This is a genomic window from Marinobacter alkaliphilus (genome assembly GCF_055394375.1).
Genome location: NZ_AP043751.1, coordinates 1,417,106 through 1,443,446, shown reverse-complemented (window position 1 = coordinate 1,443,446; position 26,341 = coordinate 1,417,106). Strand labels below are relative to the sequence as shown.

At 60.5% G+C, this 26,341-nt stretch carries 25 protein-coding genes; 14 read left to right on the top strand and 11 right to left on the bottom strand.

Annotation, left to right across the window (positions count from 1 at the left end; genetic code table 11):
• Nucleotides 1-9 precede the first annotated feature (9 nt).
• From trpD to ACZ5Q2_RS06390, 9 genes are all read left to right on the top strand, one after another.
• Entirely contained in the window at nt 10-1,038 is a 1,029-nt protein-coding gene (gene trpD / locus ACZ5Q2_RS06430) for an anthranilate phosphoribosyltransferase (RefSeq protein WP_230712892.1), read from the top strand.
• Nucleotides 1,039-1,212: 174 nt separating this feature from the next.
• A complete protein-coding gene (gene trpC / locus ACZ5Q2_RS06425) occupies nt 1,213-2,025 on the top strand; it encodes an indole-3-glycerol phosphate synthase TrpC (RefSeq protein WP_230712890.1) in 813 nt (270 codons plus the stop codon).
• A gap of 27 nt (nt 2,026-2,052) precedes the next feature.
• Nucleotides 2,053-3,426 carry an MATE family efflux transporter gene (locus tag ACZ5Q2_RS06420; protein WP_061330784.1) on the top strand — a complete coding sequence of 458 codons (1,374 nt, stop codon included), beginning with the start codon at nt 2,053-2,055 and terminating at the stop codon, nt 3,424-3,426.
• Nucleotides 3,427-3,500: 74 nt separating this feature from the next.
• Complete coding sequence (locus ACZ5Q2_RS06415) at nt 3,501-5,333, top strand: IucA/IucC family protein (RefSeq protein WP_230712888.1); 1,833 nt, start codon at nt 3,501-3,503, stop codon at nt 5,331-5,333.
• Nucleotides 5,320-7,158, top strand: coding sequence for an IucA/IucC family protein (locus ACZ5Q2_RS06410; protein ID WP_230712886.1), 1,839 nt, complete (start codon nt 5,320-5,322; stop codon nt 7,156-7,158). The genes ACZ5Q2_RS06415 and ACZ5Q2_RS06410 overlap by 14 nt, the downstream gene beginning before the upstream one ends.
• Nucleotides 7,155-8,456 carry an AMP-binding protein gene (locus ACZ5Q2_RS06405; protein ID WP_230712885.1) on the top strand — a complete coding sequence of 434 codons (1,302 nt, stop codon included), beginning with the start codon at nt 7,155-7,157 and terminating at the stop codon, nt 8,454-8,456. The genes ACZ5Q2_RS06410 and ACZ5Q2_RS06405 overlap by 4 nt, the downstream gene beginning before the upstream one ends.
• Entirely contained in the window at nt 8,453-8,722 is a 270-nt protein-coding gene (locus ACZ5Q2_RS06400; protein ID WP_230712883.1) for a phosphopantetheine-binding protein, read from the top strand. The genes ACZ5Q2_RS06405 and ACZ5Q2_RS06400 overlap by 4 nt, the downstream gene beginning before the upstream one ends.
• A complete protein-coding gene (locus ACZ5Q2_RS06395) occupies nt 8,719-9,738 on the top strand; it encodes a DUF6005 family protein (protein WP_061330789.1) in 1,020 nt (339 codons plus the stop codon). Before ACZ5Q2_RS06400 ends, ACZ5Q2_RS06395 begins: the two co-directional genes overlap by 4 nt.
• The gene (locus tag ACZ5Q2_RS06390; protein WP_230712881.1) at nt 9,735-10,610 is read left to right on the top strand and encodes a sugar phosphate isomerase/epimerase family protein; all 876 of its coding nucleotides are present in this window, start codon (nt 9,735-9,737) and stop codon (nt 10,608-10,610) included. Before ACZ5Q2_RS06395 ends, ACZ5Q2_RS06390 begins: the two co-directional genes overlap by 4 nt.
• Here ACZ5Q2_RS06390 and ACZ5Q2_RS06385 read toward each other — a convergent pair.
• From ACZ5Q2_RS06385 to ACZ5Q2_RS06355, 7 genes are all read right to left on the bottom strand, one after another.
• The gene (locus ACZ5Q2_RS06385; protein ID WP_061330791.1) at nt 10,586-10,876 is read right to left on the bottom strand and encodes a DUF2218 domain-containing protein; all 291 of its coding nucleotides are present in this window, start codon (nt 10,874-10,876) and stop codon (nt 10,586-10,588) included. The genes ACZ5Q2_RS06390 and ACZ5Q2_RS06385 overlap by 25 nt on opposite strands.
• A 24-nt stretch (nt 10,877-10,900) precedes the next feature.
• Complete coding sequence (locus ACZ5Q2_RS06380; RefSeq protein WP_230712879.1) at nt 10,901-11,686, bottom strand: ABC transporter ATP-binding protein; 786 nt, start codon at nt 11,684-11,686, stop codon at nt 10,901-10,903.
• Nucleotides 11,683-12,777: a FecCD family ABC transporter permease gene (locus tag ACZ5Q2_RS06375; RefSeq protein ID WP_230712877.1), complete on the bottom strand. Its 1,095-nt coding sequence runs from the start codon at nt 12,775-12,777 to the stop codon at nt 11,683-11,685. The genes ACZ5Q2_RS06380 and ACZ5Q2_RS06375 overlap by 4 nt, the downstream gene beginning before the upstream one ends.
• The gene (locus ACZ5Q2_RS06370) at nt 12,774-13,922 is read right to left on the bottom strand and encodes an ABC transporter substrate-binding protein (RefSeq protein ID WP_061330793.1); all 1,149 of its coding nucleotides are present in this window, start codon (nt 13,920-13,922) and stop codon (nt 12,774-12,776) included. The genes ACZ5Q2_RS06375 and ACZ5Q2_RS06370 overlap by 4 nt, the downstream gene beginning before the upstream one ends.
• A gap of 8 nt (nt 13,923-13,930) precedes the next feature.
• Complete coding sequence (locus tag ACZ5Q2_RS06365; RefSeq protein ID WP_061330794.1) at nt 13,931-15,904, bottom strand: TonB-dependent receptor domain-containing protein; 1,974 nt, start codon at nt 15,902-15,904, stop codon at nt 13,931-13,933.
• Between the two features lie 88 nt (nt 15,905-15,992).
• Nucleotides 15,993-17,339 carry a sensor histidine kinase gene (locus ACZ5Q2_RS06360; protein WP_061330795.1) on the bottom strand — a complete coding sequence of 449 codons (1,347 nt, stop codon included), beginning with the start codon at nt 17,337-17,339 and terminating at the stop codon, nt 15,993-15,995.
• Nucleotides 17,336-18,040, bottom strand: a complete 705-nt coding sequence (locus ACZ5Q2_RS06355) for a response regulator transcription factor (protein WP_061330796.1) — start codon at nt 18,038-18,040, stop codon at nt 17,336-17,338. The genes ACZ5Q2_RS06360 and ACZ5Q2_RS06355 overlap by 4 nt, the downstream gene beginning before the upstream one ends.
• 224 nt (nt 18,041-18,264) lie before the next feature.
• Between ACZ5Q2_RS06355 and ACZ5Q2_RS06350 the strand changes: the two genes are divergently transcribed.
• Genes ACZ5Q2_RS06350 through soxZ form a run of 4 tightly spaced genes read left to right on the top strand, consistent with a single transcriptional unit; the run spans nt 18,265 to nt 21,827 of the window.
• Nucleotides 18,265-18,588: a c-type cytochrome gene (locus ACZ5Q2_RS06350; protein WP_058091478.1), complete on the top strand. Its 324-nt coding sequence runs from the start codon at nt 18,265-18,267 to the stop codon at nt 18,586-18,588.
• Nucleotides 18,589-18,616: 28 nt separating this feature from the next.
• Entirely contained in the window at nt 18,617-19,939 is a 1,323-nt protein-coding gene (locus ACZ5Q2_RS06345; protein ID WP_061330797.1) for an FCSD flavin-binding domain-containing protein, read from the top strand.
• A 9-nt stretch (nt 19,940-19,948) separates the two neighbouring features.
• A complete protein-coding gene (locus ACZ5Q2_RS06340; RefSeq protein ID WP_061330798.1) occupies nt 19,949-21,013 on the top strand; it encodes a YeeE/YedE family protein in 1,065 nt (354 codons plus the stop codon).
• 37 nt (nt 21,014-21,050) lie between these two features.
• Entirely contained in the window at nt 21,051-21,827 is a 777-nt protein-coding gene (soxZ, locus tag ACZ5Q2_RS06335) for a thiosulfate oxidation carrier complex protein SoxZ (protein ID WP_156471708.1), read from the top strand.
• Between the two features lie 19 nt (nt 21,828-21,846).
• Here soxZ and ACZ5Q2_RS06330 read toward each other — a convergent pair whose 3' ends face one another.
• Nucleotides 21,847-22,452, bottom strand: a complete 606-nt coding sequence (locus tag ACZ5Q2_RS06330) for a DUF4202 domain-containing protein (RefSeq protein ID WP_061330800.1) — start codon at nt 22,450-22,452, stop codon at nt 21,847-21,849.
• Nucleotides 22,453-22,566: 114 nt separating this feature from the next.
• On the opposite strand from ACZ5Q2_RS06330, the gene ACZ5Q2_RS06325 reads away from it, so the two are divergent.
• Nucleotides 22,567-23,679, top strand: coding sequence for a GGDEF domain-containing protein (locus ACZ5Q2_RS06325; protein WP_061330801.1), 1,113 nt, complete (start codon nt 22,567-22,569; stop codon nt 23,677-23,679).
• Here ACZ5Q2_RS06325 and ACZ5Q2_RS06320 read toward each other — a convergent pair whose 3' ends face one another.
• The 3 genes from ACZ5Q2_RS06320 to ACZ5Q2_RS06310 form a co-directional block, all read right to left on the bottom strand.
• Entirely contained in the window at nt 23,680-24,297 is a 618-nt protein-coding gene (locus tag ACZ5Q2_RS06320) for a glutathione S-transferase family protein (RefSeq protein ID WP_061330802.1), read from the bottom strand. It lies immediately after the preceding gene.
• A gap of 75 nt (nt 24,298-24,372) precedes the next feature.
• Nucleotides 24,373-25,110, bottom strand: a complete 738-nt coding sequence (locus tag ACZ5Q2_RS06315) for an alpha/beta fold hydrolase (RefSeq protein WP_061330803.1) — start codon at nt 25,108-25,110, stop codon at nt 24,373-24,375.
• Nucleotide 25,111: 1 nt separating this feature from the next.
• On the bottom strand, nt 25,112-26,212 hold the full coding sequence (locus ACZ5Q2_RS06310; RefSeq protein WP_061330804.1) for a M14 family zinc carboxypeptidase: 1,101 nt from the start codon (nt 26,210-26,212) through the stop codon (nt 25,112-25,114).
• Nucleotides 26,213-26,341: the final 129 nt, after the last annotated feature.

Sequence of the window (26,341 nt, the reverse complement as noted above, 5' to 3'; positions counted from 1 at the left end):
GCCCACCCCATGGACATGAAACAAGCCCTGAACCGCATTGCCTCCAACCTGGACCTGTCCCGGGAAGAGATGAAAGATGTGATGCGCATCGTGATGAACGGCGAGGCCACAGACGCCCAGATCGGCGCCTTTCTGATGGGCCTGCGCCTGAAAAGCGAAACCATCGATGAAATCACCGGCGCCACCGAAGTGATGCGCGAGCTGGCCACCAAGGTCGCCGTCAACGCCAGCCCGCTGGTGGATATCGTCGGCACCGGCGGCGACGGCGCTAACCTGTTCAACGTATCCTCTGCCGCGTCGTTTGTAGTGGCCGCCGCTGGCGGGTATGTGGCCAAGCACGGCAACCGGGGTGTGTCCTCCAAGAGTGGCAGCGCCGATCTGATCGAGAAGGCCGGCATCAACCTGAACATGAAACCGGAGGAAGTGGCCCGCTGCGTAGAGCAGATCGGCGTTGGCTTCATGTTTGCCCCGGCCCACCACGGCGCCATGAAACACGCCATTGGCCCACGCCGGGAACTGGGCTGCCGGACTATCTTCAATATTCTTGGCCCCATGACCAACCCGGCCGGCGTGACCCGTCAGCTGATTGGCGTATTCACCAGGGAACTGTGCCGGCCCATGGCGGAAGTGCTGCAGCGTCTGGGCGCCGAACACATCATGGTGGTCTGTTCGAAAGACGGCCTGGATGAAATCAGCCTGGCCACCGTCACCCATGTGGCGGAACTGAAAGATGGCGAAATCACCGAATACGACCTGACCCCGGAAGACTTGGGCATCAAGAGCCAGTCGCTGGTGGGCTTGTCGGTGGATGGCGCTGATGAGTCACTGGCACTGATCAAGGCCGCTTTCGGCCGCAGCCACGACGAAACCACCGAAAAAGCCCGCGACATGATCGCCCTGAACGCCGGCGCGGCCATTTATATCGCTGGCTTGGCCAGGACCGCCAAAGAAGGCGTCGATATGGCACTCGATGCCATGGGTTCGGGACTCGCGGCCGGCAAGATGTCGGAGCTGGCTGATTTCTCACAGTGTTTTTAACGGCCACTAACTCCAAAAGGCCCTGACCAAGTTTGAAGAGCCGGTGATGGGGGCCTTTCCAAAACTGTCTGTAGCCATGGATGGCTACAGCCAAGCCCTACAGGGACGTACTTGTGGGCGTGTTTTGGAAAGGCCCCCATCATCGGCTCCAGCACCCAATTTTGCAGGCACGAAATGACTGAACGACATTTAGACAAAACTCCCACCATTCTGCGGAAGATCGTTGACCGGAAGTGGGAAGAGATCGACGAGCGAAAACCAAAGATTTCCATGGCCGACCTGAAGGCTATGGCGGGTGATCAAGCGCCGGCACGTGGGTTTGCCAACGCGTTGCGCACACGCATCGAGGCTCACCGGCCAGCGGTGATCGCCGAGATTAAGAAGGCCTCGCCTAGCAAAGGCATCCTTCGCGATCCGTTTGAACCGGAACGCATTGCCGAAAGCTACGAAAAAGGAGGCGCTGCCTGCTTGTCAGTGCTGACTGATAAAGACTTCTTTCAGGGCCATGAAGACTATCTGAAAGCGGCTCGCGCGGCCTGCAGCCTGCCGGTGATCCGGAAGGACTTCATGGTGGCGCCTTATCAGGTCTACGAAAGCCGCGCCATGGGTGCCGATTGCATCCTGCTGATTGCTGCCTGCCTGACCAAAGACCAGATGCAGGAGCTCGAAGGCATCGCCCATGACATAGGACTGGACGTGCTGGTAGAAGTGCATGATGGTGAAGAACTGGACGATGCCCTGACCCTGAGCACGCCGCTGGTAGGCATCAATAACCGCAACCTGCACAACTTCGAGGTGTCGCTGGACACCACGTTTGACCTGCATCAGCGCATTGGCCACGACCGGCTGACCATCACCGAAAGCGGCATCATGACCCGAGCAGACGTGGAGGCCATGACCAGCCGGGGCATCTACGGGTTCCTGGTGGGCGAGTCGTTCATGCGCGCGCCAGATCCAGGTGAGAAACTGCAGGAGCTGTTTGGCTGATTCACTGAGGTAACGGGCAAGCGAACGATGGACGCAGATACCGGTAAGGAATCCGACAACCCTATACTGACTGGCCCCTTCTGGCCGGTGTTTTTCCGCTATGCACTGCCCTCGGTGGCGGGGCTGTTGGCGCTGACCACCGCCAACATTGTTGATGGCATTTTTATTGGCAACTTTGCCGGGGCCGAGGCGCTGGCGGCGCTGAACCTGCTGATTCCCTGGTTTACCTTTCTGTTTGGCATGGCACTGGCCCTCGCCATTGGTGGTACGGTTCGGGCTGGCCGGTATCTGGGCGAAGGCAGAACGGAAGCCGCGTCTGCGATCTTCAGCAAGTGCCTGATGGCCACGCTGGCCCTCGCCATAACCGGGGCCCTGGCGGGGTTGTTGTTCCACGATGCGATCTATCGAGTGCTGGGTGCCTCCCCGGACATCTACCCGCTGATGTCCGAGTATTTTCTGGTGATCATCTGGGTGCTGGTGGCTCAGCTTGTCACCATGGTGTTGTATTACTTCGTGCGGGTGGACGGTTTCCCCGGGCTGGCAACCACGGCCCTGGTAACGGGGGCCGCCGCCAATATCCTGCTCGACGCCCTGTTGGTGGGCTATCTGGATTACGGTTTGCGTGGCGCCGCCATCGCAACTGGCCTGGCCCAGGTGCTGCAGTTCGGCGTTCTGGCCCGTTATTTTCTCAAGCCGGAGCGCAAGCTGCGCTTCGGGCTTTATCAAAAACACTGGCGGGAAGTGCCCCAGGCATTTGCCAATGGCGTTTCGGAGTGGATCAACGAGCTCTCGGTGGGGCTGGTCATGCTGCTGATCAACTGGCTGCTGATGACCACTCAGGGTGTGGCCGGGGTAGCCGCCTTCACCGTCGTGAACTATCTGATTTTCCTGAGCCTGATGGTGTTCTACGGCATTTCAGATGCCATGCATGTGCTGATCAGCCACAACCTGGGGGCCGGCAACGCCGAGCGTATCCGGCGCTTCATGGGCTGTGGGGCAACCGTCATCCTGAGCCTGGCACTGGCGCTGGTGGCCACGGTCTGGCTGTTCGGAAACCAGGTCGTCCGGCTGTTTCTCGACACCGCCGCAGACCCCGCCACCGCCGAACTGGCCGACCGGTTCCTGACCATCCTCTGGCCGTTATTCCTGGTCAACGGTATTAACGTACTGTTGTCGGTTTACCTGACCGCCATGCACAAACCCATCCCCTCCGCCCTGGTGGCCTTTTCCCGAAGCCTGATTCTTCCTGCGCTGTTACTGATAGGCATTGCCCAGTTCGCGCCACAGTGGCCGCTACTGGTGGCACTGCCCCTTGCCGAATGGCTCACGTTCGGGCTGGCCGTGGCGCTGTTTTTGCGTTTCCGTCCTCAGAGGGTGATCAACGCACCAAACCAAATGTAAAAAATGTAAAAATATTTCACCTGCACTCGATTCTCATTTAGATTTACTCCAAATTCTGGAATCGGAGTGTCGACATGGGACCGTCTGCCCGGGCGATTGCCGAACAGGCAAGTTTTCAGGCCTTCCTGCATGGCTATCTTCAGGAAATTGATCCCGGCCACTGGCTGGCCGCCAGCCAACGCCTTCATGACCCCGGCAGCTGTTTCTCCGGCTCATGGGTGTGCGAACTGCCCCTGAACACCCAGCGGGCCCGGCTTGCTGTCGATATCCTTTACCGTTCCCCCGTCGGCCGGCACCGCTATGGCAAGGTGCGCCAGTGGCTAAACGGTCGTCATTGCTGGTCAGACATCGAACCGTTCCAGGCCATGTGTCTTCTGGTACGCGAGCTCTATGCACTTTCCGGCGGTATGGTCCCGGAGCTTCGTAAACTCCGGGAACTGGAGTTCCTGCACCGACTAACAGACAGCTACGGGGTGATGACCCGTTACCTGGAACAGCGCCGCCACGACCCCCGGCTTTTGACCAACCGATTCATCGATTCAGAACAGTCGTTGTTGTTTGGCCACGCCACTCACCCCACCCCCAAAAGCCGCCAGGGCATGTCGGAATGGCAGCAAACGGCTTATGCGCCCGAGCTAAGCGGGCGATTCCGGCTTCATTATTTTCTGGTCCATCAAGACTACGTGGAGCAAGACTCGGACGGTCCATTGCCCGCCAGCACCATGGCGGAAACCCTGTTGAACAGTGGCCATGCCTCCCTGAACCTGCCAGACAATCATACTCTGGTTCCGGCACACCCACTTCAAGCGCAGTGGTTACTTGCACAGCCGTCGGTGCTGGTCGCCATCGAGCAGGGGCTGATTCATCCGCTCGGCGCTCTGGGGCCGGAGTTCTCTGCCACGTCTTCCGTGCGCACGGTTTACAGTGAACAGGCAGAATGGATGTTGAAGTTTTCCATTCCGGTGAAAGTGACCAACTCGCTCCGGGTCAACAAGGCTCACGAGCTGAAAGCGGGTGTGGTGATGTCCAGACTGATCCGACAGACCGGGTTCGCGGAGTCTGAGCCCGGCTTCCGCATCCTGCAGGACCCGGCCTATCTGACGGTTTCCCTACCCGGGCAGGCCGAGAGCGGCTTTGAAGTCATTTTCCGGAACAATCCCTTCACTCCAGGCCAGGACCAGGGTGTGATCAGCATGGCCGCTCTGACCCAGGATCCAATGCCCGGCCGTAATTCCCGGTTAATGGATCTGATCGAGGGCCTGGCTTTGAACGAGAGTCGAAGCATGGCCGCGGTCAGTCTGGACTGGTTCCAGCACTATCTTGCCTGCGCCATTGGCCCGGCGCTCCGGCTTTATGACGACCACGGTATTGCCCTGGAGGCACACCAGCAGAACAGCCTGCTGGATATTGGTGGTGGCTATCCTCGCTGCTATTACTACCGGGACAATCAGGGTTACTACCTTTCGGAAACGTTTCGCAAACAACTGACAGAGCAGTGCCCGGACCTGTCGGAAACCCCGGAACTGTTCTACCGGGATGCCATGATCCGGGACCGCTTCTGCTACTACCTGATCGTCAACCAGGTGTTCTCCGTGATCGCCCGGTTCGGCCTGGACGGCTTGATTCCGGAATCGGTGTTGATCCGGCAGTTCCGGCAGTTTCTCCGCTCCGAACGCACCCGGCTCCATGGCCCGGCCCGGGCACTGGTCAATCTCCTGCTCGAGGACAGTCGCCTGCCGTACAAGGGCAACCTGCTGACTCGAGTACACGATGTTGATGAGCTGAATGCCGAGCTGGAAATGGCGGTGTACACCAGTATTGCCAATCCTCTTCGCGGTCTGGCGCACGCAGCGCCGCAGCCAAGTTTTCCTGTTCAGGCTGTTGGGGCAGATCATGGCGCTGCGTGAGCAAACACCGTCACCGATGACAGGGCTAAGCCCGGTCATCTCCCTGACCGAGTCGCCAACACAGCGCGTGCTCCGGCAACTGCTGGAAGCCCTGCTGTTTGAGCGTTTGATCCCCTACCGCCCATGCAATGACAACCGCTCCGGCTGGCAATGGCTGTCGTTCCGGATCGGCGGCCTGCCCGGGCGCTGCCGCGCTCGGGTTCGTGGCTTTGGCCGGTTGCGGCTGGATATGAGCACCCTGACCCTGGGGCAGGAACAACCATCAACCTCAACGTCGCTGGCCAGGCTGGTCGGCCAGTTGCCGGCCACGAGCACGCAGCAGCAAGCGCTGTTAAAAGAACTTGTCGCCACCATCGAAAACACCGAAAGACTCGACGCCCTGTATCGGGCCCGTGGCCCGCGGGAACGGCGGGCCCTGCACGGCGAAGCGCTGGACTGTGCATTGCACGAGGGTCACCCCTACCACCCCTGTTACAAGAGCCGACTGGGATTCCAGGGCGATGACCTGGTGCGCTATAGCCCGGAAACCAGCATCGGGTTCCGTCTCCATTGGGTGGCGGTTCCCCGACGCTATCTGGATTCGCAGTTGCTGGCTCCGGACCTTGCGTTCTGGCAGTCGGAACTCGGTCGGGAACAGGCCTATCTGCTGCGGGCCGCATTCCACCGGGCGGGCGTTGACTGGCAACACTGCGGTGCCTTGCCAACCCACCCCTGGCAATGGCAGCAACTCTGCCAGGGGCCCCAGGCCTCCCGGCTCTCCGCACTGGGCATCAGAAGCCTGGGGCCCCTGGGAGACCGTTACCGGCCGGGGCAGTCACTGCGGTCCCTGTTCAACGTCAGCCGGCCGGCGAACGCCTGCATCAAACTGCCACTAGGCATCCATAACACCTCGTCCCGCAGGCACCTGGAACCCCACTCGGTGCCTTCAGCGCCGGCCATCAGCCGCTGGCTTGAAGCGATTTTGGCCGCTGACTCGCAATTCGACGCTGCCTACCCTCTCCGCCTGCTGCCCGAATATGCCAGCCTGGGCGTTAACACTGGGCGTGACCGGGGCACAGGCAGTGCAGGGCTTGAAGGAGAACTGGCCGCCATCTGGCGTGCCAGCATCCGCTCCCGGCTTAATGACGGTGAGCAGGCCATCCCCCTGAACGCCCTGTTCCAGTGGCAACCTGACGGCATGCCGTTCATCCACCCGTGGGTAGAGCACTACGGCCTGGGCCCCTGGCTGGAAGCCACGCTCAAAGCCGTCATCCTGCCGGTCTGGCATATGCTGGCGGCCCACGGTGTCGGCCTCGAGGCCCATGCCCAGAACAGTCTGCTGGTGGTGCGCGACGGCTGGCCCAGGGCGCTGATGCTTCGGGATTTCCATGACAGCGTCGAGTACGCCCGTGACTACCTGCCCCCGGCCACTCCTGAACCAGACTTTGGCCCGCGACAGGCGCTCTACGATCAGGCACTAGACGACCAGTACTACCGTATGAGCGGCCCGGAAGCCCTGCGGGAACTGGTCATGGATACCCTGTTTATCTTCAATATGAGTGAGCTGGCGCTGCTGCTGGATGAGGCCTACGGATTTAACGAAACCCGCTTCTGGGACCGGGTCAGGACGATCCTGACCGATTACGCACGGCAACACCCGGATCTGACCTCCCGCTTGCACAGGCTGGCCTGGGACCAGTCAACACTTCAGACCGAATCCCTGCTGCGCCGCAAGCTGCAGCCTGACAACCAAAGCCATTGCCTCCGGGTAACCAACCCCCTGGCTTCGGGCCCGGATTCCACATCGATGTCCCCTACCGATCACCATCACGAGAGGTTACCGTGACTGCACCTTTGTTTTACGTCGACAACACCCCCTACAGCCAGGCCGACTGTGATCATATTGTCCGGGGCCTGGCGGAGCGGCCCGAGTTCCAGTCGCCGGTCGGTTGCCGATTTGCGGTCTGCCTGCAAGACACCGCCCACTGGCTGGCCCTGTGCCTCTGGCTGAAGCCCCTTGGCGCCAGTGTACTGCCCATTCACCCCGGCACACCCTACCCTGCTGCCAAAGCCCTCGCCGAGGACACCGGCTGCAGCTACCTGCTGTTCGGCGAGCAACTGCAGGAGGTAACGCCGGAAACTCTTGGCGGGGTGACACGGACGGCTTCGGCCGAGGGTGGTGAGCTGATTCAGCTCAGCTCCGGCACCACGGGTAAGGCCAAGACCATCGCCCGGCCCTGGCGCGACATAGACCGGGAACTGGCCGCCTATGTCGCCCATTTTACTGAGGCCCGGGCCTTAACACCGGTGGTCGCCTGTCCGGTCACCCACTCCTACGGTCTGATCTGTGGTGTGCTGGCTGCCCGGGAGCGGGGCATCGCACCCCATGTGGTCACCAATCTGAACCCACGATTCATTATTGCCCGACTGCGTGCGGTGCCTGAGCACCTGCTCTATGCCTCACCCACCCTGATTAGCCTGCTGATGAGGATGCTGCCGGAACAGGAAATGCTGCATGCTGTCATGCTTTCCGGGGCTCCTTTACCCGCGCCGGTGCTGACTCAGCTTAGGGACCGCTGTCTGCGGCTGTGCCAGCAGTATGGATGTTCCGAAGCCGGCTGCGTGGCTGTGAGCGCGGACGTGACTGAGCCGGGCCTGCTGGGCCACCCGCTGCCTCACCTGTCGGTGCAGGCCGGTGCCTCCGCCGGGCAACCGGATGAAATCCTGATCACGGTAAAAGCCACCGGACAGCGCATCCACAGTAAGGATCTGGGCTATTTCGACCACCGGGGCCAGCTGCACTTCCTGGCCCGCACCGATGACACCATTAATGTCGCCGGCATTAACGTCTACCCGGGCGCGGTGGAAGACGTGTTCCTTGGCTACCCAGGAATTCGCGAGGCGGTGGCTTTCAAGCAACCCGATGCCTTTGCCGGTGAGCGGGTTTGCCTGCGTTTTGTGGCGGATTCAGACATCGACACCGACCAGCTTCGACAATGGAGCCGCGACCGACTGTCACCTCACCAGGTGCCGTCACTGATCGAACAGGTGGAAAGCATCAGCCGGCTCCCGAACGGCAAGGTCAGCCGCCGGCTGTTAAGCGAATCCCTCGCTGACAAGGGTCAGCGGGAGGTCCGGGCATGAGCAAAACCAACCTGACCCGAAGCGCCATTGAAACGGTGATTCGAAACCATCTACCTGACGCCCGGCTATCGGTGTTTTCGGCCAAGGCCCGCCTCAATGCCGACCTGGCGATTGATTCCATCATGCTGCTGCAACTGATTGTGCACCTGGAACTTGAGCACGGCCTGCATGTTCCGGAGGAAGCGCTGCTGACCCATCAGCTCGAGACCGTTGAGGATCTGGAAGCGCTATTGGTCGCCACCGGCCATCCGGAGGTTTCCCTGTGATCAAAGTGCATTGTTTTGTCAGCTGTGTCTGCGAGATCATCAAACGCACACCGGGTGTGGACCACCGCCCCTTCTACTTTGGCGTCTGGGATGCGGACTTCTCGGTCAGTGAGGAGCAGGTTCTGTCTTACCACTCGCCCCATACCCGCCACGACCAGTTCCGGGAGTGGTACCGGCTGCTGTATGGCGTCACCATTGAGCCCTGGTACAACCACCAGCAATCGAAAGAGGCCAACATCGACCGGCTGATTGAACTGGTGGAAACGCGCCCTGCCGATCGTCAGGTCATGGTCATGCTGGACCTTTACCGGTTGCCGGAACGGGAGAACAAGTTTCACCAGAACCCGTTTCCCCACTACGTGATGCTGGAAGCCACGGACGACCCGGAGCAGTGGTTCATGTCGGACCCGGATTTTCGCTGGGAGGGTGTGCTGCCCAAAGCCCGGATTCTGGAATCGGTCCGATCCCCGGCCGCTGCCGGTGGTTTCTGTTTCGACGGTCTGGAAATCCGGCATACGCCCGCGGAAACGGTTGCCGCCTACTTTGCCCAGTGCATGAAAGCAGATACCAATCCGTTTACCGATGCCCTGCGGCAGATTCTGCGCGCCCATACCGGGCCCGATGCCAGACAACCACTGGCGAACCTGCCCCGGGCATTTCGGGAGATTCCGGTGATGGCGATTCGCAAGTACGCCTACGAGCACGCCTTTGCCTGGCTTCTGGAGGATCAGGGCCGCACCGCCGAGGGCGATCCTTGGTTCGAGGCCCTGTGCGAGGACATTGACCGGCTGGTGAAAACCTACACCCAAATCCAGTACCGGGCGCTGAAACTGGTGATGTCAGGCAACCCTGCCCTGCTGGCCGGGGTCGAGCAGCTGCTGGACGAGCAGGATCGGCGGGAGTTCGCCATCAAGGACAGCCTGCAGGGGCTGTTCCAGGAATGGCAGCAGCAACACCCCGACCTCACCGGCGCCACCGCCGACACCCGGATGTCCGACCTGGAGGTATTGCCATGATCCGCTTCCACCTGTGTACCATCTCATTCCGCCACCAGTTGGTGTCGTTACCGGAACTGGCCACCTGGGCCGGGGCCACCGGCTTCGACGGCATTGAACTCTGGGGCGTGCATGCCCGGCATCTGGTACAGCAACCCGGGCTGGATGGCCGCTGGTTGAAAAGCCAGGGACTGGGCATTCCCATGGTCAGCGACTATCTGCCACTGGAGGGTGGTGAACAGGAGGCCACCCGCTACACCCGCGACCTCTGCCAATTGGCCCGGCACTGGCAGGCACCCAAAGTGCGAACGTTTGCCGGCCATCAGGGCAGCGCCGAGCTTGACCGGGGGCAGCGCAAGGCACTGACCCGACGCCTGCAGACGCTCACCCGTTGCGTCGCGGACGAAGGCCTGACCCTGGTGGTGGAAACACACCCCGGCACCCTGGCCGATACGGTTGACTCTACCCTGGAAATGTTGGCAGACATTGACCATCCGGCGCTGGGCATCAACTTCGATGTCCTGCATGTCTGGGAGGCCGGTGCGGACCCACAGCTTGCCCTGCAACAGATGGCGCCCTGGGTCAGGCATTTTCACTTCAAGAATATCCACCAGCGGGATCAGCTTGGCGTGTTTGCCCCGGCCAATGTGTACTCACCCGCAGGCTCAAGGCAAGGCATGGTGCCGGTGATGGAGGGCGCCTGTGATTACCGACCACTGCTGGACACGCTGGCAAACTGGCAACAGTCGCTGGCCAACCCGGCCCCTCTGGACATCTCCCTGGAATGGTTCGGCCCGGACAGCTACCGGGTGCTATCCAGCGACCTTCGCCAGCTGAGGCTGCGGGTTCCGGAAACCGGCGATCAACCTCAGTCGCTGGCGGCCTGCCAGTGAACCTTATCCACCTCATCGCCGGCAAAGCGGATGAGGTGGGAAGCTACCACCTGGCCCAGCTCCTCCAGCTCCGTCTCGGTGGGTGACTGGCACCGCATAAGCAACTTACCGTCTGCTGCTTCGAGCCGGCATTCACCGATGGAGAAAGTCAGCCTGCCATCGGTCCCGGTCCACTCAGCCTCAATCTTGTGGCGAAAGTGTTTGCACAGGCGATTGATCAGGCGACCGGGATCGGTGGTGGCCACTTGGGCGTTCATGGTTGGCATGGCAGATTCCTCGACATCAGTGGGTCAATTAACACTGGCGGATAGCGGACGATCCGCCAGCACGATGGGGTGTCCACGAGAGCACTGTTCGATTCTGGCTTCGATACCATAGGTTTGGGCCAGCAGCTCCGGCGTCAGTACCTGTGCCGGTGAGCCCAGCACGGCCTGGCCGCCGGGAGACAACACCAGAACCTGGTCGCAATAGCGCAGGGCCAGATTGAGATCATGGCTGGCCACCAGGGCAATCGAGCCGGTCCGGCTGGTGGCGTCACGCACCGCATTGAGTACGTTGAGCTGCCAGTGCAGGTCCAGGGCGCTGGTAGGCTCATCCAGCAGCATCAATGGTGTCTGGCGTACCAGTACCTGAGCCAGCCCTACCATCTGGCGCTGACCACCAGACATTTCCGACAGTCGCCGAAGCGCCGGTTGCCGGATACCCAGGGTGTCGAAAATCTCTTCGATCGCCAGCTCGGTCTCTTCCCGGGACCAGTCGCCGCGGGCAGAGCGGCAGGCGCTGAACACAGTTTCGTAGGCCACCAGGGGAATGGCCTGGGGCAGTGGTTGGGGCAGGTAGCCGACACGACGAATGCGCTGGTGGGCAGTAATCGCCGCCAGATTCTCCCCGGCAAAGGTCATGGTGCCGGCAATCGGCAGCAGGCCGGCGATGGATTTCAGCAGCGTGGACTTACCCACAGCATTAGGGCCAACCACGGCCACCAATGAGCCCGCGGGTATCTCCGGCAGGGTAAGGCCGGTGAAGACGGATCGATTCCGGTAGCCGGCGGTCACGGATTGCAGCTTCAGGGTCACAACGCGGCCCTCCTGCTGCGGCCAATGATCAGGGTGATGAACAGCGGGATACCCACCAGTGCGGTCACAATACCCACAGGCAATACCACTCCCGGCACCAGCAGCTTGCTGGCGATGGATGACAACGACAGCAGGACGGCCCCGGCCAGGGCGCTGCCCGGCAGCAGGAAACGGTGATCTTCCCCCAGCATCAAGCGGGCAATGTGGGGTGCCACCAGGCCGATAAAACCGATTTCCCCAACGAAACACATGGCCGCCGCCGTCAACAGGCTCACCCGCATCAGCACCACCAGGCGCATGCGCTCCACCCGGATGCCCAGACTGCGGGCCTGCTCTTCACCACTGCGCAACAGGGTCATGGCCCAGGCATTACGAAGGGAAAACGGCAGGCACACCGCCAGCACCAGGGCCACGATAGCCACTTTGTCCATACTGGCCCTGGCCAGGCTGCCCATGGTCCAGAACACAATCTGCTGGACCGACTCGGCATCGGCCATAAACTGGATCAGGCCCACCACCGCGTTGATACCGAATAACAGGGCAATACCGAACAGCACCACCGCATGCACCGAAGCGCCCAGGCTGCGTGACAGCACCAGAATCAGTAGCGAGGCGGCCGCAGCGAACACAAAGGCCGACAGAGGCAACAGCACATGGGCCGCCAGCCCCAATACCGAGATATTGAAGGCGATCACCAGCGATGCCCCCAGGGTGGCAGCCGCGCCGACGCCCAGGGTAAACGGGCTGGCCAAGGGGTTGTTCAGTACTGTCTGCATCTCGGCCCCGGCCAGGCCCAGGCAGGCGCCCACCACCACCGCCATCAACGCGTAGGGCACCCGGATGTCCTGAATGATCACCCGGGTGCCGGCATCAAGGCTTTCAGGATTCAACAGCCCGCGAATCACGTCCAGCAAACCCAGCATGGCCGGCCCCGAGGCGATGTCTACCAGCAATGCAGCCACCGCCGCAGTCACCAGACCAGCCAGACACAGTACCCGCCGGAACACAAAACGGCGGTACTGGCTCGCCAGCCCGCCATCCGCCGGTGTGCCTGCCCGGCTGGCGGCAGCGCCTGCACTCGGCGACGTCATAGCGTTTCCTCGCCAAGCGTGATCCAGTAACGACCATCCAGGGGCACCGGTTGAAACTCCCGATAAAAGGTTTCCAGGGTTTGCTCCGGGTCCAGTTCAGACAGCGCCTCCGGGTGCAGCCAGCGAGCCAGCGCCTGAACCGCAACTACGTTCATCGGTGTGTTATAGAAGTGATGCCAGATCGCCATGGCCCGCAGCTCCCGGATTGGCTCCAGGGCCCGAAGCCCGGGCCGATCCGTCGCTCGCCGGAACGACTCGCGGGCCATCGGCCCATCAACACCTGCCCCCAGCATCACATAGGGCTGATCGGCATCGGACACCTGGTACTTGCGCGAACCAATGGCCGTGGCCAGGTAGCGATCGGGAGGGTCACTGAGCAGGTACTCCAGATTCATCACACCGGAAACCCCGGGCACCCGGTCTGCCGCCACATTGCGCCCGCCCGCTGCGTCAATGAAGCGCCCCATCATTCCCCGGACCATGGTTTCGCAGCAGCTGTCATGCAGGCCTAACCGGCTGTGGAGAAACACCCTGGGCCGGTTGTCCGGAGGGATGTCAGATACCACCTCACTGACCCGTGCAAGCTCCTCCCGGTAGAAACGGTTGAACCTCTGCGCCTCCTGCTCTCGGCCAAGAACATCTCCCAGCAGGGCCATACTTCGGGGTGTATTGACCAGGGGCTGCTGCCGGAAATCGACAAACACGACCGCCACGCCAGCCCGCTCAAGGCGCTCAATCAACGCCCTGTTGTGGGCTCCGGGACCATGGCCCTCCAGGCTGAAGATGGCCAGGTCGGCCCCGATGGCCAGCACCGATTCCAGACTGAAACTGTCGGCAGATGCATGCCCCACCTTGGGCACCTCCGCCAATGCGGGAAAGCGTTCCAGATACTGGGCATAACCACCGGGGTCGGTCTGTTCGAAATCCGGCAATATGCCGGCCAGGCGATCAATCGTTGCATCGCCGTCCAGAATGGCCAGCGCCGGTATATAGCGGCTCTCACCCAGTATCACCCGGTCCACGGTCTCGGGAATGGTCACCTGCCGGTCGGCCAGGTCCGTGACGGTTATCGCCGCATGGACCACGCCAGCCTGGATCAGAAGAACGCCGCCCAGCAGGGCGGCGACAAACTGTGACAATGCCATCAGCGACCTCAGAACCGCATGGCCAGGCCAAGGCGAATGTCACGACCGGGTTCGGGCATACCAACAATGCCTTCGTAGTCCTCGATATGCTGGTAATCGGCGTTACTGGCATGATCCAGGTACTGCTTGTCACCCACATTCTTGACCGTGAGGGTCAGTCTCAGATCTTCACTGCCGGTAGGCAGCCAGTGAACAAACACGTCGTGTACGCCGTAGCCGGGCTTGTCGATGGTACCCACAGAGGTTTCCAGGCCATCAATACCCTTGACGAACCGGCCCTGCCAGCCAAACTCCAGGTTGCGGTCCCAGCGGTAGGCCAGATCAGCAATCCAGGTGTCGCCCATGGTGTTGCCAAGCAGGTTATGCTCGTAAACGGTCAACGGCTGGCCATCCACTTCGGCATCGTTACTGTGGAAACTGAGCCCGGCGGACAGCGCCTGCCACTGGTAACCGGTTGAAATCAGGTAGCCATCGGACTCCAGGTCACCGATGTTCTTGTAGATGGACTCCCGGAAAGGCAGCAGCGGGTCGGCAATCGCATCCTTGATCTCGGAACGGTACACCTCCGCAGACAGGCGGAAGCGGTCATAGCGGTAGTCGAAACCAACTTCGGTATTGCGGGCCTTTTCCCCCTTCAGGTCGGGATCGTTTTCCGAGCCTTCCAGTTTGAAGGAGTCCTGGGTGGTGGGCCCACGAAATGCCTCGGCATAGCCGGCCTTCAGGGTCAACCCGTCGACCACCTCCCAGGCCAGGTTGGCGTTCGGACTGACCTCATCCTCACTGAAGCGCTGGTCATTGTTGTCCTTGAGCCGGTAGTCATCATAGCGGGCACCGGCACTGAACAGCAGACGGCTGGTGAGCCATACATCACCCTGGAGGTAGATACCCAGCACTTCACCGGTCTGCTGTTCGGCCTTCTTGTCGTCCTCGTAGCCGGCATTGACATTGTCTTCCCGATAGTCCACGCCGTAGGTGAGGCTGTGCTCGCCGAAACGGCTGGTATTGCGTAGGTCGCCGCCGGTGTTCTTGCTGAACCCAAAGTAGCGACCCCAGCGGTCCTCAACGTTCTGCTCGATGTCGGATTCGGTGTGGTAAACGGTTGCTTCCAAATCCACCAGGGCATTGCCGGAGGGTGCATATCCGTAATTCAGTGTGGTGGTATCCCGGCGGCCATCAAGGTCGTACAGGCGATTGAAACCACTAACGATCCACTGTGGGCGCTGGGGCCGTTCGCCCTTGTCGGTGCGGACTTCGTGACTGAGTTTCAGGGTCTGATCGGCCGGCAACTGGCCTACCAGTTTGGCAAAGCCAAGCTGTTGGCGGGCATCACTGCCGGCAACACGCTCACCATTCCCATCCTTGAAGGGCTCGTGATCACTCTGGCTGACAGACACCAGGGTGCTCCAGTTATCGCTCAGGCGGCCAAAGGCTGTTCCGCTTGCCTTGTAGCCGTCGGTGTTGGAGAAAGAACCCAGCTTGACCAGGGCGCCAGCGTTTTCTCCCGGTCGCAACAGGTCTTCCGGATCCCGGGTCACGAAACGGATTGAACCACCCAGGGCACCCGCACCATCCGTGGCCCGACCGGCCCCGGCGTTGACCTCAACCTGCTTGAGCAGTTCAGGCTCCACCGACAGACGACCGGAATGATGAAACAGCGCCCCGGCCTGGGTGGCGCCATCCACTGATACGTTCAGCAGGGGATCTTCAAAGCCCCGCACATAGACTTTCTGGGCAATGCTGTTCGAACCACCCACATTGACATCCGGGCGCCCGGCAAACACATCGTTCAGATCATCCGCCTGGTAACGATCCAGGTTCTGCCGGTCAATGACGATATCGCTGGCAGCTTCCCGCTCAGCGGTCACCTGTATTGCCTCCAGGGACACCGGGTCTGCATGGGCCAGGGGGGATGCGGCCAGGGCAAGCCACAAGGCGTTGCGACGAAAACCAGCCACTCGAGATTCAGTTCCTAGATTTGCCATGGGTACTGCGCTCCAATACTGAAAATGATTCCTATTTGGGGCGCATTCTCGATTAGAAAATCGAGGAAGTGAACGACTTTTACATTTGTTACAAACGTGACGCAGGAAACCACAGATCCATTTGAAGCCCCCGGCCGGGCCGATTCCGGGCCTGAATCCAGCCACCAATGGCCTCAACCTGACGACGAGCCAGGGATAGCCCCAGTCCATGCCCGCCAGGTCCGGACTGACCCGTGCGGGAGGCCCGAAAGAATGGCTTGAAGATCAGCTCAAGCTGCTCGGCCGGCACGCCCGGCCCCTGGTCGCTGACCGACAGCCGGTATCCGTTGTCCTGGGGCTCCAGCACGATCCGGATACAGCCCTCCGCCGGGGCGTAGTGACAGGCATTGCGCACGACATTCTCAACCGCCTGGGCTATGGCCCGGTGACTGCTCCCCGCCAGCATGGCCTGATCAGGCAATTCGGCCACAATCCTGCGGCTGGGGTTCTCGTAGCGGGCATCCTCAACGATGGAGTCCACAAGGTCGGTCAGGTTCAGGTCTTCGTTGCCCAGGTCCGGCTGTTCGTTCTCGAGCCAGGCCAGGGTCAGGGTATCTTCCACCAACGCCCGCATCAGATCACACTCCCGCCGGATACGCGGCAGGAAATGATGAGTATCAATGCCTTCCTCAACGCAACTGACGGCCATATCGATCCGGGTCAACGGGGTTCGCAACTCGTGAGAGAGGTCAGCAATCAGACGGCGCTGGGACAGGATCAGATCGCCAATACGCTCCGCCATACGGTCAAAGGTATCTGCCAGGGCGGTGAGTTCATCGTTACGATTGCCCAGCAGGGCACGCACCCGGGTTCCCAGATTACCTTCACTGAACTGACGGGTAGCCAGTTCCAATTGCCGGATGGGATTCATCACATGCCGGTAAATGACCAGTGACAGCACCAACAGCACCACTAACGGCAAGGCCACTTTCAGGAACAGCTTCATCTCCGGCAGGTAGGTGCCCGGGCGCATCCGTTGCGGCAGGGTAATCAGAAAATGGGTATGGCCATCGGCAAAGGTCATGTCCATGATCGGGTTGTCCGCGAAGTAGAGATGGATTTTCCACTCTACGTTCCGGCCAAGACGAAAGCCTTCCATAAACTGCCCGGACAACTCACTTCCAGCCAGGGGCTGCACCGACGACCGCACCACCGCCGCCCAGGTATCCTCCTGCACCTGAAGGTTCTCCAGCCAGTCTGCCAGCGCCCGTTCATCGCCGGATAGGTATAGCCGCTCGGCCGTTCGCCCCCATTGCTTCAGAGTGTCCTGATGGTGCTTGGCGATAAAACTCATCTGCTGTTCGGTGGTGGCCCCCAGAAAGGAGATCACCCAGACCAGCACTAGCGTACCCAGGGCCAGGGTGCCGCAAAGGCGCCACCAGAGTTTGCGGCTCACAGAAAACAGTACCCCCGGCCATGGACAGTCTGCAGGCGGTCCGCCGCCATGCCGGCCTCAACCAGCTTGCGGCGCACCCGGCTCAAATGCATATCCAGACTCCGGTCGTAACGGCTGAACTCCTTTTCCAGAACCACCTGGTACAGATAGGGTTTGCTGAGAGCCTCCGACTGGTGCAGAACCAGCATCCAAAGCAGTCGAAACTGGATGGGCGTCAGGCAAATTGCCTCGCCGTTGCAAACCACCGACAGACTTGCGCGATTGAGCGTCAGATTACCAACCACCAGTTCCGTGGGGTCGGCACGCTGGTCGCCTGCCTTGAGGGTGCGCCGGAGCAGTGCTTCGATCCTGAGCAGCAATTCGGTAAAGCTGAACGGCTTGGGCAGATAATCGTCCGCACCCTGCTGGTAACCCAGGATACGCTCCTCCTCCGCGCCACAGGCGGTCAACATCATGACCGGCGTCTGGCGGGTCTTTCGCAGGCGCTCCAGGACATCAAACCCGTTCATCCTGGGCAACAACACATCCAGCAGGATCAGGTCCAGCCGCAGGCTGAGCGCGTCAAGCAGGGCCTGGTCGCCCTCAAAGCACTGTTGAACCTGATACCCCTTGCTGGTCAGCAGCCCTGATAGCTGATCGCTCAGGGTCTGGTCGTCTTCAACAATCAGGATTCTTGGGCGGGACTGGGTACCAGAGGACATTACCGGGCAACCTTAACTTATCAATTCACCTTATCATATGCAGTTGATTATCATTTATCAATCACACGACTACCAACGTTGAGACTTATTCCCGAGAACCCGAAATAACCAGGAATTCTAATAACCAAAGCGAATATCATATACCGCCATATTATTGGCCTACCCGAGGTCTGGCCCAGTAAATTAGCTGTTCTATCATCCAGTTAATCCGGGCAGACCACTCCATGAAAACAAGATTCGCTCTGACCTTTGCCTTGCTGCTGCCGGCCTTGCCGGCGCTGGCTGACGACCAGGCAAACGCCGCGCAAACCGCGCTGCTCGCCGCTTCCTGCGCCAACTGCCACGGTACCGATGGCAAGCTGGCCGGCGTTATCCCGGCGATCGCCAACCGGCCCGCCACGGCGCTTGAAAACCAGCTGATGGAGTTCAAGCACAGCGACTCCACCCGGGCCACCGTCATGCCGCGGATTGCCAAAGGCTATTCCGATGACGAGCTGAAAGCCCTGGCCCAGTATTTCTCGCGCATCGGCTCCGCCCAGCAGCGCTGATTATCACCACGACAGAAGAATCGAGACCATGACCAAATCAAACATCAAGAATCAGGGCCTGAACTCGTCCCGTCGTGATCTGCTCAAGTTGATGGGCGCGGCCTCTGCCTTGCCTCTGCTGGGCGCCTGCAGCAGCCTTGGCGGGCCCGCCAGCAAAGATCTGTCGGCACGGGTCGTGGTAGTGGGTGGCGGCTTTGGTGGCGCCACCGCCGCCAAGTACCTGAAGCGAAACGCACCGGATCTGGACGTTACCCTGGTTGAACCCAACAAGGTGTTCTACACCTGCCCGTTCTCGAATCTGGTACTGGCGGGCATGCGTACCATGGACAGCATCAGCCACAACTACAACGAGCTGCGTGAGCTGGGTGTCCGGGTAGTACACACCACCGCCCAGGATGTTGACCCGGTTTCCCGCACGGTCAGCCTCGGCGATGGCAGCAGTATCCGTTATGAGAAACTGCTGTTATCACCGGGCATTGATATCCGCTGGAACGCCATCGAAGGCTATGACCAGGCTGCTGCAGAACAGGCGCCCCATGCCTGGAAGGCTGGCGACCAGACCCGATTGCTGCGTCGCCAGATCGAAGCCATGGATGATGGTGGAGTGTTCGTACTGACCGCCCCCGCCAACCCGTTCCGGTGTCCGCCAGGGCCCTATGAGCGCGCCAGCCTGGTAGCCCATTACCTGAGCCAGCACAAACCCCGCTCAAAGGTGCTGATCCTGGATGCCAAGGACAACTTCTCCAAGCAGGGCCTGTTCATGCAGGGTTGGAAAGACGTGCACGGCGACCGCATTGAGTGGGTCGGGCTGTCTGGCGACGGCAAGGTGGTTCGTGTTGATGCCGGCAAGCGGGAAGTGGAAACCGAATTCGGCACCATTCACAAGGCCTCAGTGCTGAACGTGGTGCCACCCCAGAAGGCCGGCTTTATTGCTGACCGGGCGGGCGTAACCAATGAGTCCGGCTGGGTGCCGGTGGACCCGGTTACCTTCGAATCCACCCAGGTAAAAGATATCTACGTGGTGGGCGACGCCACCATTGCCGCCCCGATGCCAAAGTCCGGCTTTGCTGCCAACGCCCAGGGCAAGGTGGCCGCCGCGGCCATCATTGCCGCCCTGGAAGGTCAGCGGCCGCTGGAGCCGTCCTGGGCCAACACCTGTTACAGCCTGATCAACCCGGAATACGGCATTTCCGTGGCTGCGGTGTACCGGATTCAGGAAGGCCTGATTCACGAGTCCTCCAGCGGCGTAAGCCCCAGCGATGCCAATGCCACCTTCCGCAAACTGGAAGCCGATTACGCCTCCGGCTGGTACAGCGCCATCACCCAGGACACCTGGGGCACGCGCCGCTAGGCCGGGACGATGGGCAACCTGTTCTCAGACCACCTGAGCGCCGTGCTTTGGGCCGGCGCCCTGCTTGGCGTAGTGTACGGCATGATCGCCCAGTGGAGCCGGTTCTGCCTGCTGCGGGGCCTGTTTAATCGTTGGCAGCAGAACGACAGCCGCCGGCTCAGGGCCTTTGCCCTGGCCATGGCGGTGGCATTAATCAGCAGCCAGTGGCTGGCCTGGCAGGCCGGCATCAACCTCACCCGCACCCCCTACCACCCTGGCAGCCTGCCGGTGGTCGCGCTGATTGTCGGCGGCTTGCTGTTTGGCTATGGCATGGCCCTGGCCAATGCCTGTGGCGCCCGTTCGCTGGTGTTACTGGGCACCGGCAATCTGCGGTCGCTATTGGTATTGCTGGTGCTTGGCATTGCTGCCTACATGACCATGTCCGGCGTGCTGGCTGAATTCAGGTTATGGATGGAAGATCTTTACCGCCCTACCCTCCCTGTCACCGATCTAACCCTGATTACGACGCCCATGGGGCTCGACACCACAACCGGTCGCCTGGCTCTGTCCGGTGTTCTGTCTCTGGCATTGATTGCCTGGGCACTGTCTTCCCGAGCATTCCGGACCTCGCCCCGGGACTGGCTGGGCGGGCTGCTGATCGGGCTTCTGGTGGCTGCAGGCTGGTGGATTACCGGGGTGCTGGGCGCAGACGACTTTGACCCGGTTCGGCTGGCGTCTCTCACCTTTGTCGCACCGGTTGGCGACAGCCTGCAGTACCTGATGCTCTCCACCGGCACCTCTCTGCGCTTTGGGGTTACCGTGGTGGCGGGCATTGTAGCGGGCAGTCTTCTGGTGTCGCTGCTCACCCGGGAATTCGTCTGGCAGAGCTTCACCAGCCCGGGCCACAATGGCCGTGCCATCGTCGGCGGATTCCTGATGGGCGTGGGCGGCATCATGTCGATAGGCTGCACACTGGGCCAGGGGCTCAGTGGCTTTTCCACCCTGGCAATTTCCAGTTTTCTGGCCCTTGCCGGTATAGTAGCAGGCTCACGCCTGGCGCTTCGTTTCAGTGGCGGCAGTGCTGCCAGCCGCTAAGCGCACGGCCAATGGTTCTGATCAATTCGAGGTAGTCATGATATCCCGTTTCCTGCTCGCTGCTCTTGCCCTGATGTTCGTGATGGGTACCGCCAACGCCGATCAGCGTTGGCAAAGGGTAGAAGCCGTGACCCAGGCACTCGACAACCGGGTACCTGAACTGGAAGGCCTGAGCCTTGAGCTTCCCTTGGTGGCGGAAGACGGCAGCAGTGTTGCGTTGTCCGTGTCGTTTACCGGTAGCCTGGAAGATGGCGAACACATCGAAAAGATCCGCCTGTTTGCCCCCGGCAATCCACGCCCAGAGGTAGCCGATATTACCCTGGGCCCGCTGGCTTCACCCGCCAACATTGCCACCCGGATTCGCCTCAGCGAAACCCAGCAGGTGGTGGCCCTGGCCATCACCAACCAGGATCGCGCCTTTCTCACAACCCGGGATGTAAGAGTGACCGTCAGCGGCTGTCTGGTGGGGGGCGGTGATGCGTCTGCGATGGCCATGGCCAATCCGCGCCTGGCGCTGGCTGGCAGTGCTCGCCCGGGGCAACCGGTTACCGTGCGCTCGCTGATCAATCATCCGATGGAAACCGGACTGCGGCCGGATGGTCAGGCCGACAACAGCATTGAACAACTACTGGTTGAATCGCTGACCGCCACCCTGAACGACGAGCCGGTACTGACCGCCCGCTTTTTCACGGGCACCTCCGCCAACCCTTACCTCCAATTCCAACTGACGCCGGAAGAGGAAGGCGAACTGAAGCTGGTCTGGCAGGATCAGAAGGGTGAACAAATGGAAGCAAGCCAGGCTATCAGGTTCTGAACCGCACCCGCAGCCGGCGTCATTCGGCCAGGGCCTCCTGCAGCAATGCCTGAAGGTGGTCTGGCAGATTGCCGGCCAAATTCAGGGCCGCCTCGTGGCCCCGGAGGGTCATCTTGCCCCAGGTGCGGCGCACGATGCGCAGCCACTTCTCTTTGTCGTAGTCCGGCTTTTCCTCGAAGAACTGCGCAAAATAGCGTTCCAGAAACACCATGCACGCCACGTCTTCCAGCAATTGGGTGTCTTCATCCTCCCGCAGCTTGCGCTTGGTCAGAATCAGCTCCACCCGTTCGCATTCTTCCGGCGGGTAGCCACATTCGGCCATGATTTCCGCGGCCCGCCGGCCATGCATGCGGCCACAGGCCTGGCGCCACTGGTAGTAATTTTGCCGGCCCTCCCCGTAATCACTACGGGGTATGGTCCAGCGCTCGATATGCTGGGCCCGGCAGGCAATCTGCATACGCTCGGAAGGCGCCGGTTCCAGCGTGAACAGCCAACGCGTCATGTGCAGGCTGTAGGCATATTCCCTGGGTAGCGCCTCCCCTTCCACCAACTCCTGGTTCGGATCGGCCAGATTGGCCCGATCAATCATTTCAAGAGCTTGCTGCAATCTGGTCTCATCCGTCATTCAGATATTCCTTGTTAACCCAAAAGAGGTAGCGCATTTACCTTATAGATGCGGGCAGCTCTTTCGGTGATTATTGCAATATATTGATATTCCACCCAAGTAAGGAATCGGCCTATGGCAGTATCCCGGCCCGCAGTTCCCATGAAGTGGCAAGCCGCTTTCGAAAGCTATCAGGAACGCATGGAAGCTGCACTGGCCTATGCCGGCGCCTGGCTCTTGCTGGTGACGGTCTTACTGTATCATTTCAGCCACACCCACTTTCACCAGCACGAAGCCGACCTGGGCAATCTTGAGATGATACTCAGAATACCCTTAATGGTGGCGATTGGCCTTGCCTTTAGTGCCCGATGGATCGGCTTTCCCCGCTGGCCTGCCCGGTATTTTCTGCGTTTGATGGGTATTTGTCTCAGTGGGTTGGCCCTGTCCTTGCTGTTTTTGTTCGCCCTGTACGAACCCATCATTGTCACCCAGATTTCCGACTCCATGACCATCGCCCTGTTCGGTGCCACCATCATGGGGCTGCGCAGTTTTCGGGAGTGGTTACTGATTGTGGCGTCGCCCCTGGCGATCTTCCTGATCGCTGCCGTCGTTGCGGGCCTGCCGATCATGACCCTGGTTGCCGTCCTGATTGCTCCGGCTTTGTTGATGTTCGTCACCTGTATCCTCATGGCCTTTGTTCGCAAGGTCGCCGTTGACGGATTTATCGCCCGTGAAAGCGTGAACGAGGTGGCCACCACAGACCCGTTGACCGGACTTCTGAACCGTCGTGCATTCATGCCATTGTTGCAACAGGAACACGCCCGCGCCATGAGGGCCGAAGCCCCTTTCAGTGTCATACTGGCCGACCTGGACAAGTTCAAAAAGGTGAATGACACCTGGGGCCACGAGGCGGGGGATGACGTACTCAAAGAGGTGGCAGCCCGAATGCGCGACTGCCTCAGAAAGCAGGATGCGCTTTGCCGCTGGGGCGGTGAGGAGTTTCTGATTCTGTTGCCAGGGACCGACGCGGAAGGCGCCCGGGTGGTCGCAGAAAAATGCCGAGAACAGATACAGGAAACCCCTATCAACATGCACGGTGTGCACCACACCCAGACCGTCAGCCTGGGCGTGGCGGTATTCGGCCAGGGCGAGGCCATCGATCACCTGGTCAATCGGGCCGATGGCGCTTTGTATCAGGCCAAGCAGAATGGCCGCAACCGGGTCGAACTGGCAGGCTACGGCAATTGATCAAGCCTGGGCCGATTCCCGGGCCTTGATCCGGTCGTACCAGGCCTGCAGGTTGGCCTGTTCCGGCTTGATGCGGATATTCACCACCCGGGCAAAAGCGATGGTGGTAAAGGCATTGATGTCGGCGGCGGTAAAGCGGTCGCAGCAGATGTACTCTTTGCCGTCCAGATGCTTGTCCAGGAAGTGCATGAATTTCTCAACACCCTTCCCGCATTCCTCACCCCACTCTTTGATCGGGTTCATCCGGTCCTTGAAGTATCCGGTGGTGTGCTGGAAGCACATGCCAGTGGGCATAAAGAAGTAGAATTCCAGCCAGCGCAGCCATTGCTCCACCAGCGCTTTTTCGACCGGGGTTTGCCCCAGCAGTTTTGGCGTGTCCGGATAGGCTTCTTCAAAGTAACGGCAAATGGCCATGGTTTCCGCAATACAGGTGCCATCATCCAATTCCATGACCGGCACTTTCTTCATCGGGTTGCGGGCTACGTATTCCGGTGTCAGGTTCTCGCCCTTTTCGATATCCACCTGTACAAACTCGGCCTTATCCAGAAGGCCCTTCTCCGCCATGAATATGCGCACGCGACGGGGATTGGGGGCAGACTTGGTCTCAAAGATTTTCATATTGTTATTGGCTCCGTTCAGGGTGACGTCAAGGCTTTGAGAGTGAACGGAAAAAACGGTTGCGTCAAGCAACTGCTACTGGCCCGGCAACCATTCCCGAATCTGCCTGATAACCCAGGCGGGCTCGTCCAGGGGCAGGTCGTGACCCGCATCCGGATGCACTTTCAGGGTCCAACACCAGCGCTTTTCCAGCTCCGCACTGCACTGCCAGTGCACAATCCGGTCCCCTTTGCTGGCCAACAGCAAGGCATCGGCCATCGGTGCCCTGGTTTGAGGCTTATAGCGGGCCGCTGCCGCCAACTGCCGTATCGCGTTGTAGAACGACACCGGGCGCTGACGCTGAATGCTGTACCAGGCTTTACAGAGAGACAACGGCACCTCGCGGTTGGAGGTCAGCTCAAGGATATCCCGCTCCCGGTGGAACAGCTCCCGCCTCGCCAGCAATCGAAGTACCCGGGGCCAGGTGCCTGGCCGCATCCGGCGCCAGGGTGGGCTGAACCCTGAACTGGTATTGATCAGAACCAGATGCTGCAGTTCACCGGGCTCAGCATGCTGCGCCCAATCCAGCGCCACCATGCCGCCCATGGACAACGCCACGATGGAGAACGGGCGCGGGATGTGACCAACCTGCTCCAGCACCTTCTGCCGGATACCGGCAATAGTGCCGGGGCTGTCATCCCGATAGTGAATACCGGTACCAGGCAGATCCACCAGATGCACATGGTCGTCCGGCATCGCCGCTCGCAATTGCTCGGCAAAGGGGCCCCAGTGACCGTGTTCACGCGTCAAACCCCTGAGCAGTATCCAGTGCATATCATCGGGTATCCCTGTACCAGTGCATGATGGCCGCTTCTCTCAGCATGGACTGCTGCTCACCGGTGGGCAACCAGTTCAGGTGACTGGCCGCCGCACTGATCAGAAAGTCCATCCAGGTCAGATGGCTGCGCAGTACGCGCTGATGCCGGTGTGGCACCAGCGGGTTGAAAAATCCATCCAGCCGGAACAGTTGCCGTGGGCGTTTGCGTATCCAGCGCCAAGACCCCATTTCCAGGGTCAGGGGTAGAAACACACCACTGTTTTCCCGGTTTACCTGTTTGTAGAAATAGTCCCACAGATCGCCATGGGTCAGGTAGTGGGCAGACTGGGGCTCAAACCGGTAGTTGTGATTGGGGTAGGCCTGCTCCCAAATCAGTTTAAGCGCCATAACCGAATCAATACGTCGCATCGGGCGGCGGCGATAGGCATAAGGAAACCAGATCTGGTCCTGCCAGCCAAAACCGGAATGGCAATCCAGTGCCAGACTGAACGGTCGGTTTGGCAACAGGTCCTGAATCACTGCTTCCAGCGCCTGATTTTCCACTTCCATCCCCTGCTCTGGCCGGCCCCGATACCAGGGTAGTCGAGACGACCATTGCTGGCCGCCCAGTAAAAAGGCACTGCCATCCTGCGCGGTAATGGGCGCGTTGCGCATCAGATCCACTCCGCTGGGATTGCTGCGCTGGTTCAGATACATGCCACCGGGGTTCATGATCGGTAACAGGGTAATGTGGACTTTCTCAAGCAGGGCGTTGAGATGCTGGTCCCAACCCAGGCGAGCCAACAGGGAATCCAGCCAGGCCATCACCACCTGACTGCCAATACGTTCCAGCCCATGCACCCCACCCACGATCAGCACCACCGGCGCGTTGGTGGCCGGAGTACCTAAATCCACCCGATAGATCGGCAATTCGATGGGGCCGACCGCCACTCGGCCAGCCACCGCCGTGTTGACTAACTCCGGCGCTTCCGCCAACTGCCGCTCCAGCTGCACAAGTTCCGGCAGAAAGGTTCTGAGCAATCGCTTTTGCTGGCGATTCCGGCTGGCCTGCTCAGCCGGAATGACGCTGTGGGGAGTCAGTGCCCGTAGTTCGGTCATGGTGCAATCTCTGGTCGCTGAACGCCCGAGTTTACCCCCGAAATGCTGCAGTAGATTGACAGTGCGTCAGCGCCAAAAATATGCGATACAAACTATTCAGGAAGCGATATGATCAGAGCATCTGCCCCG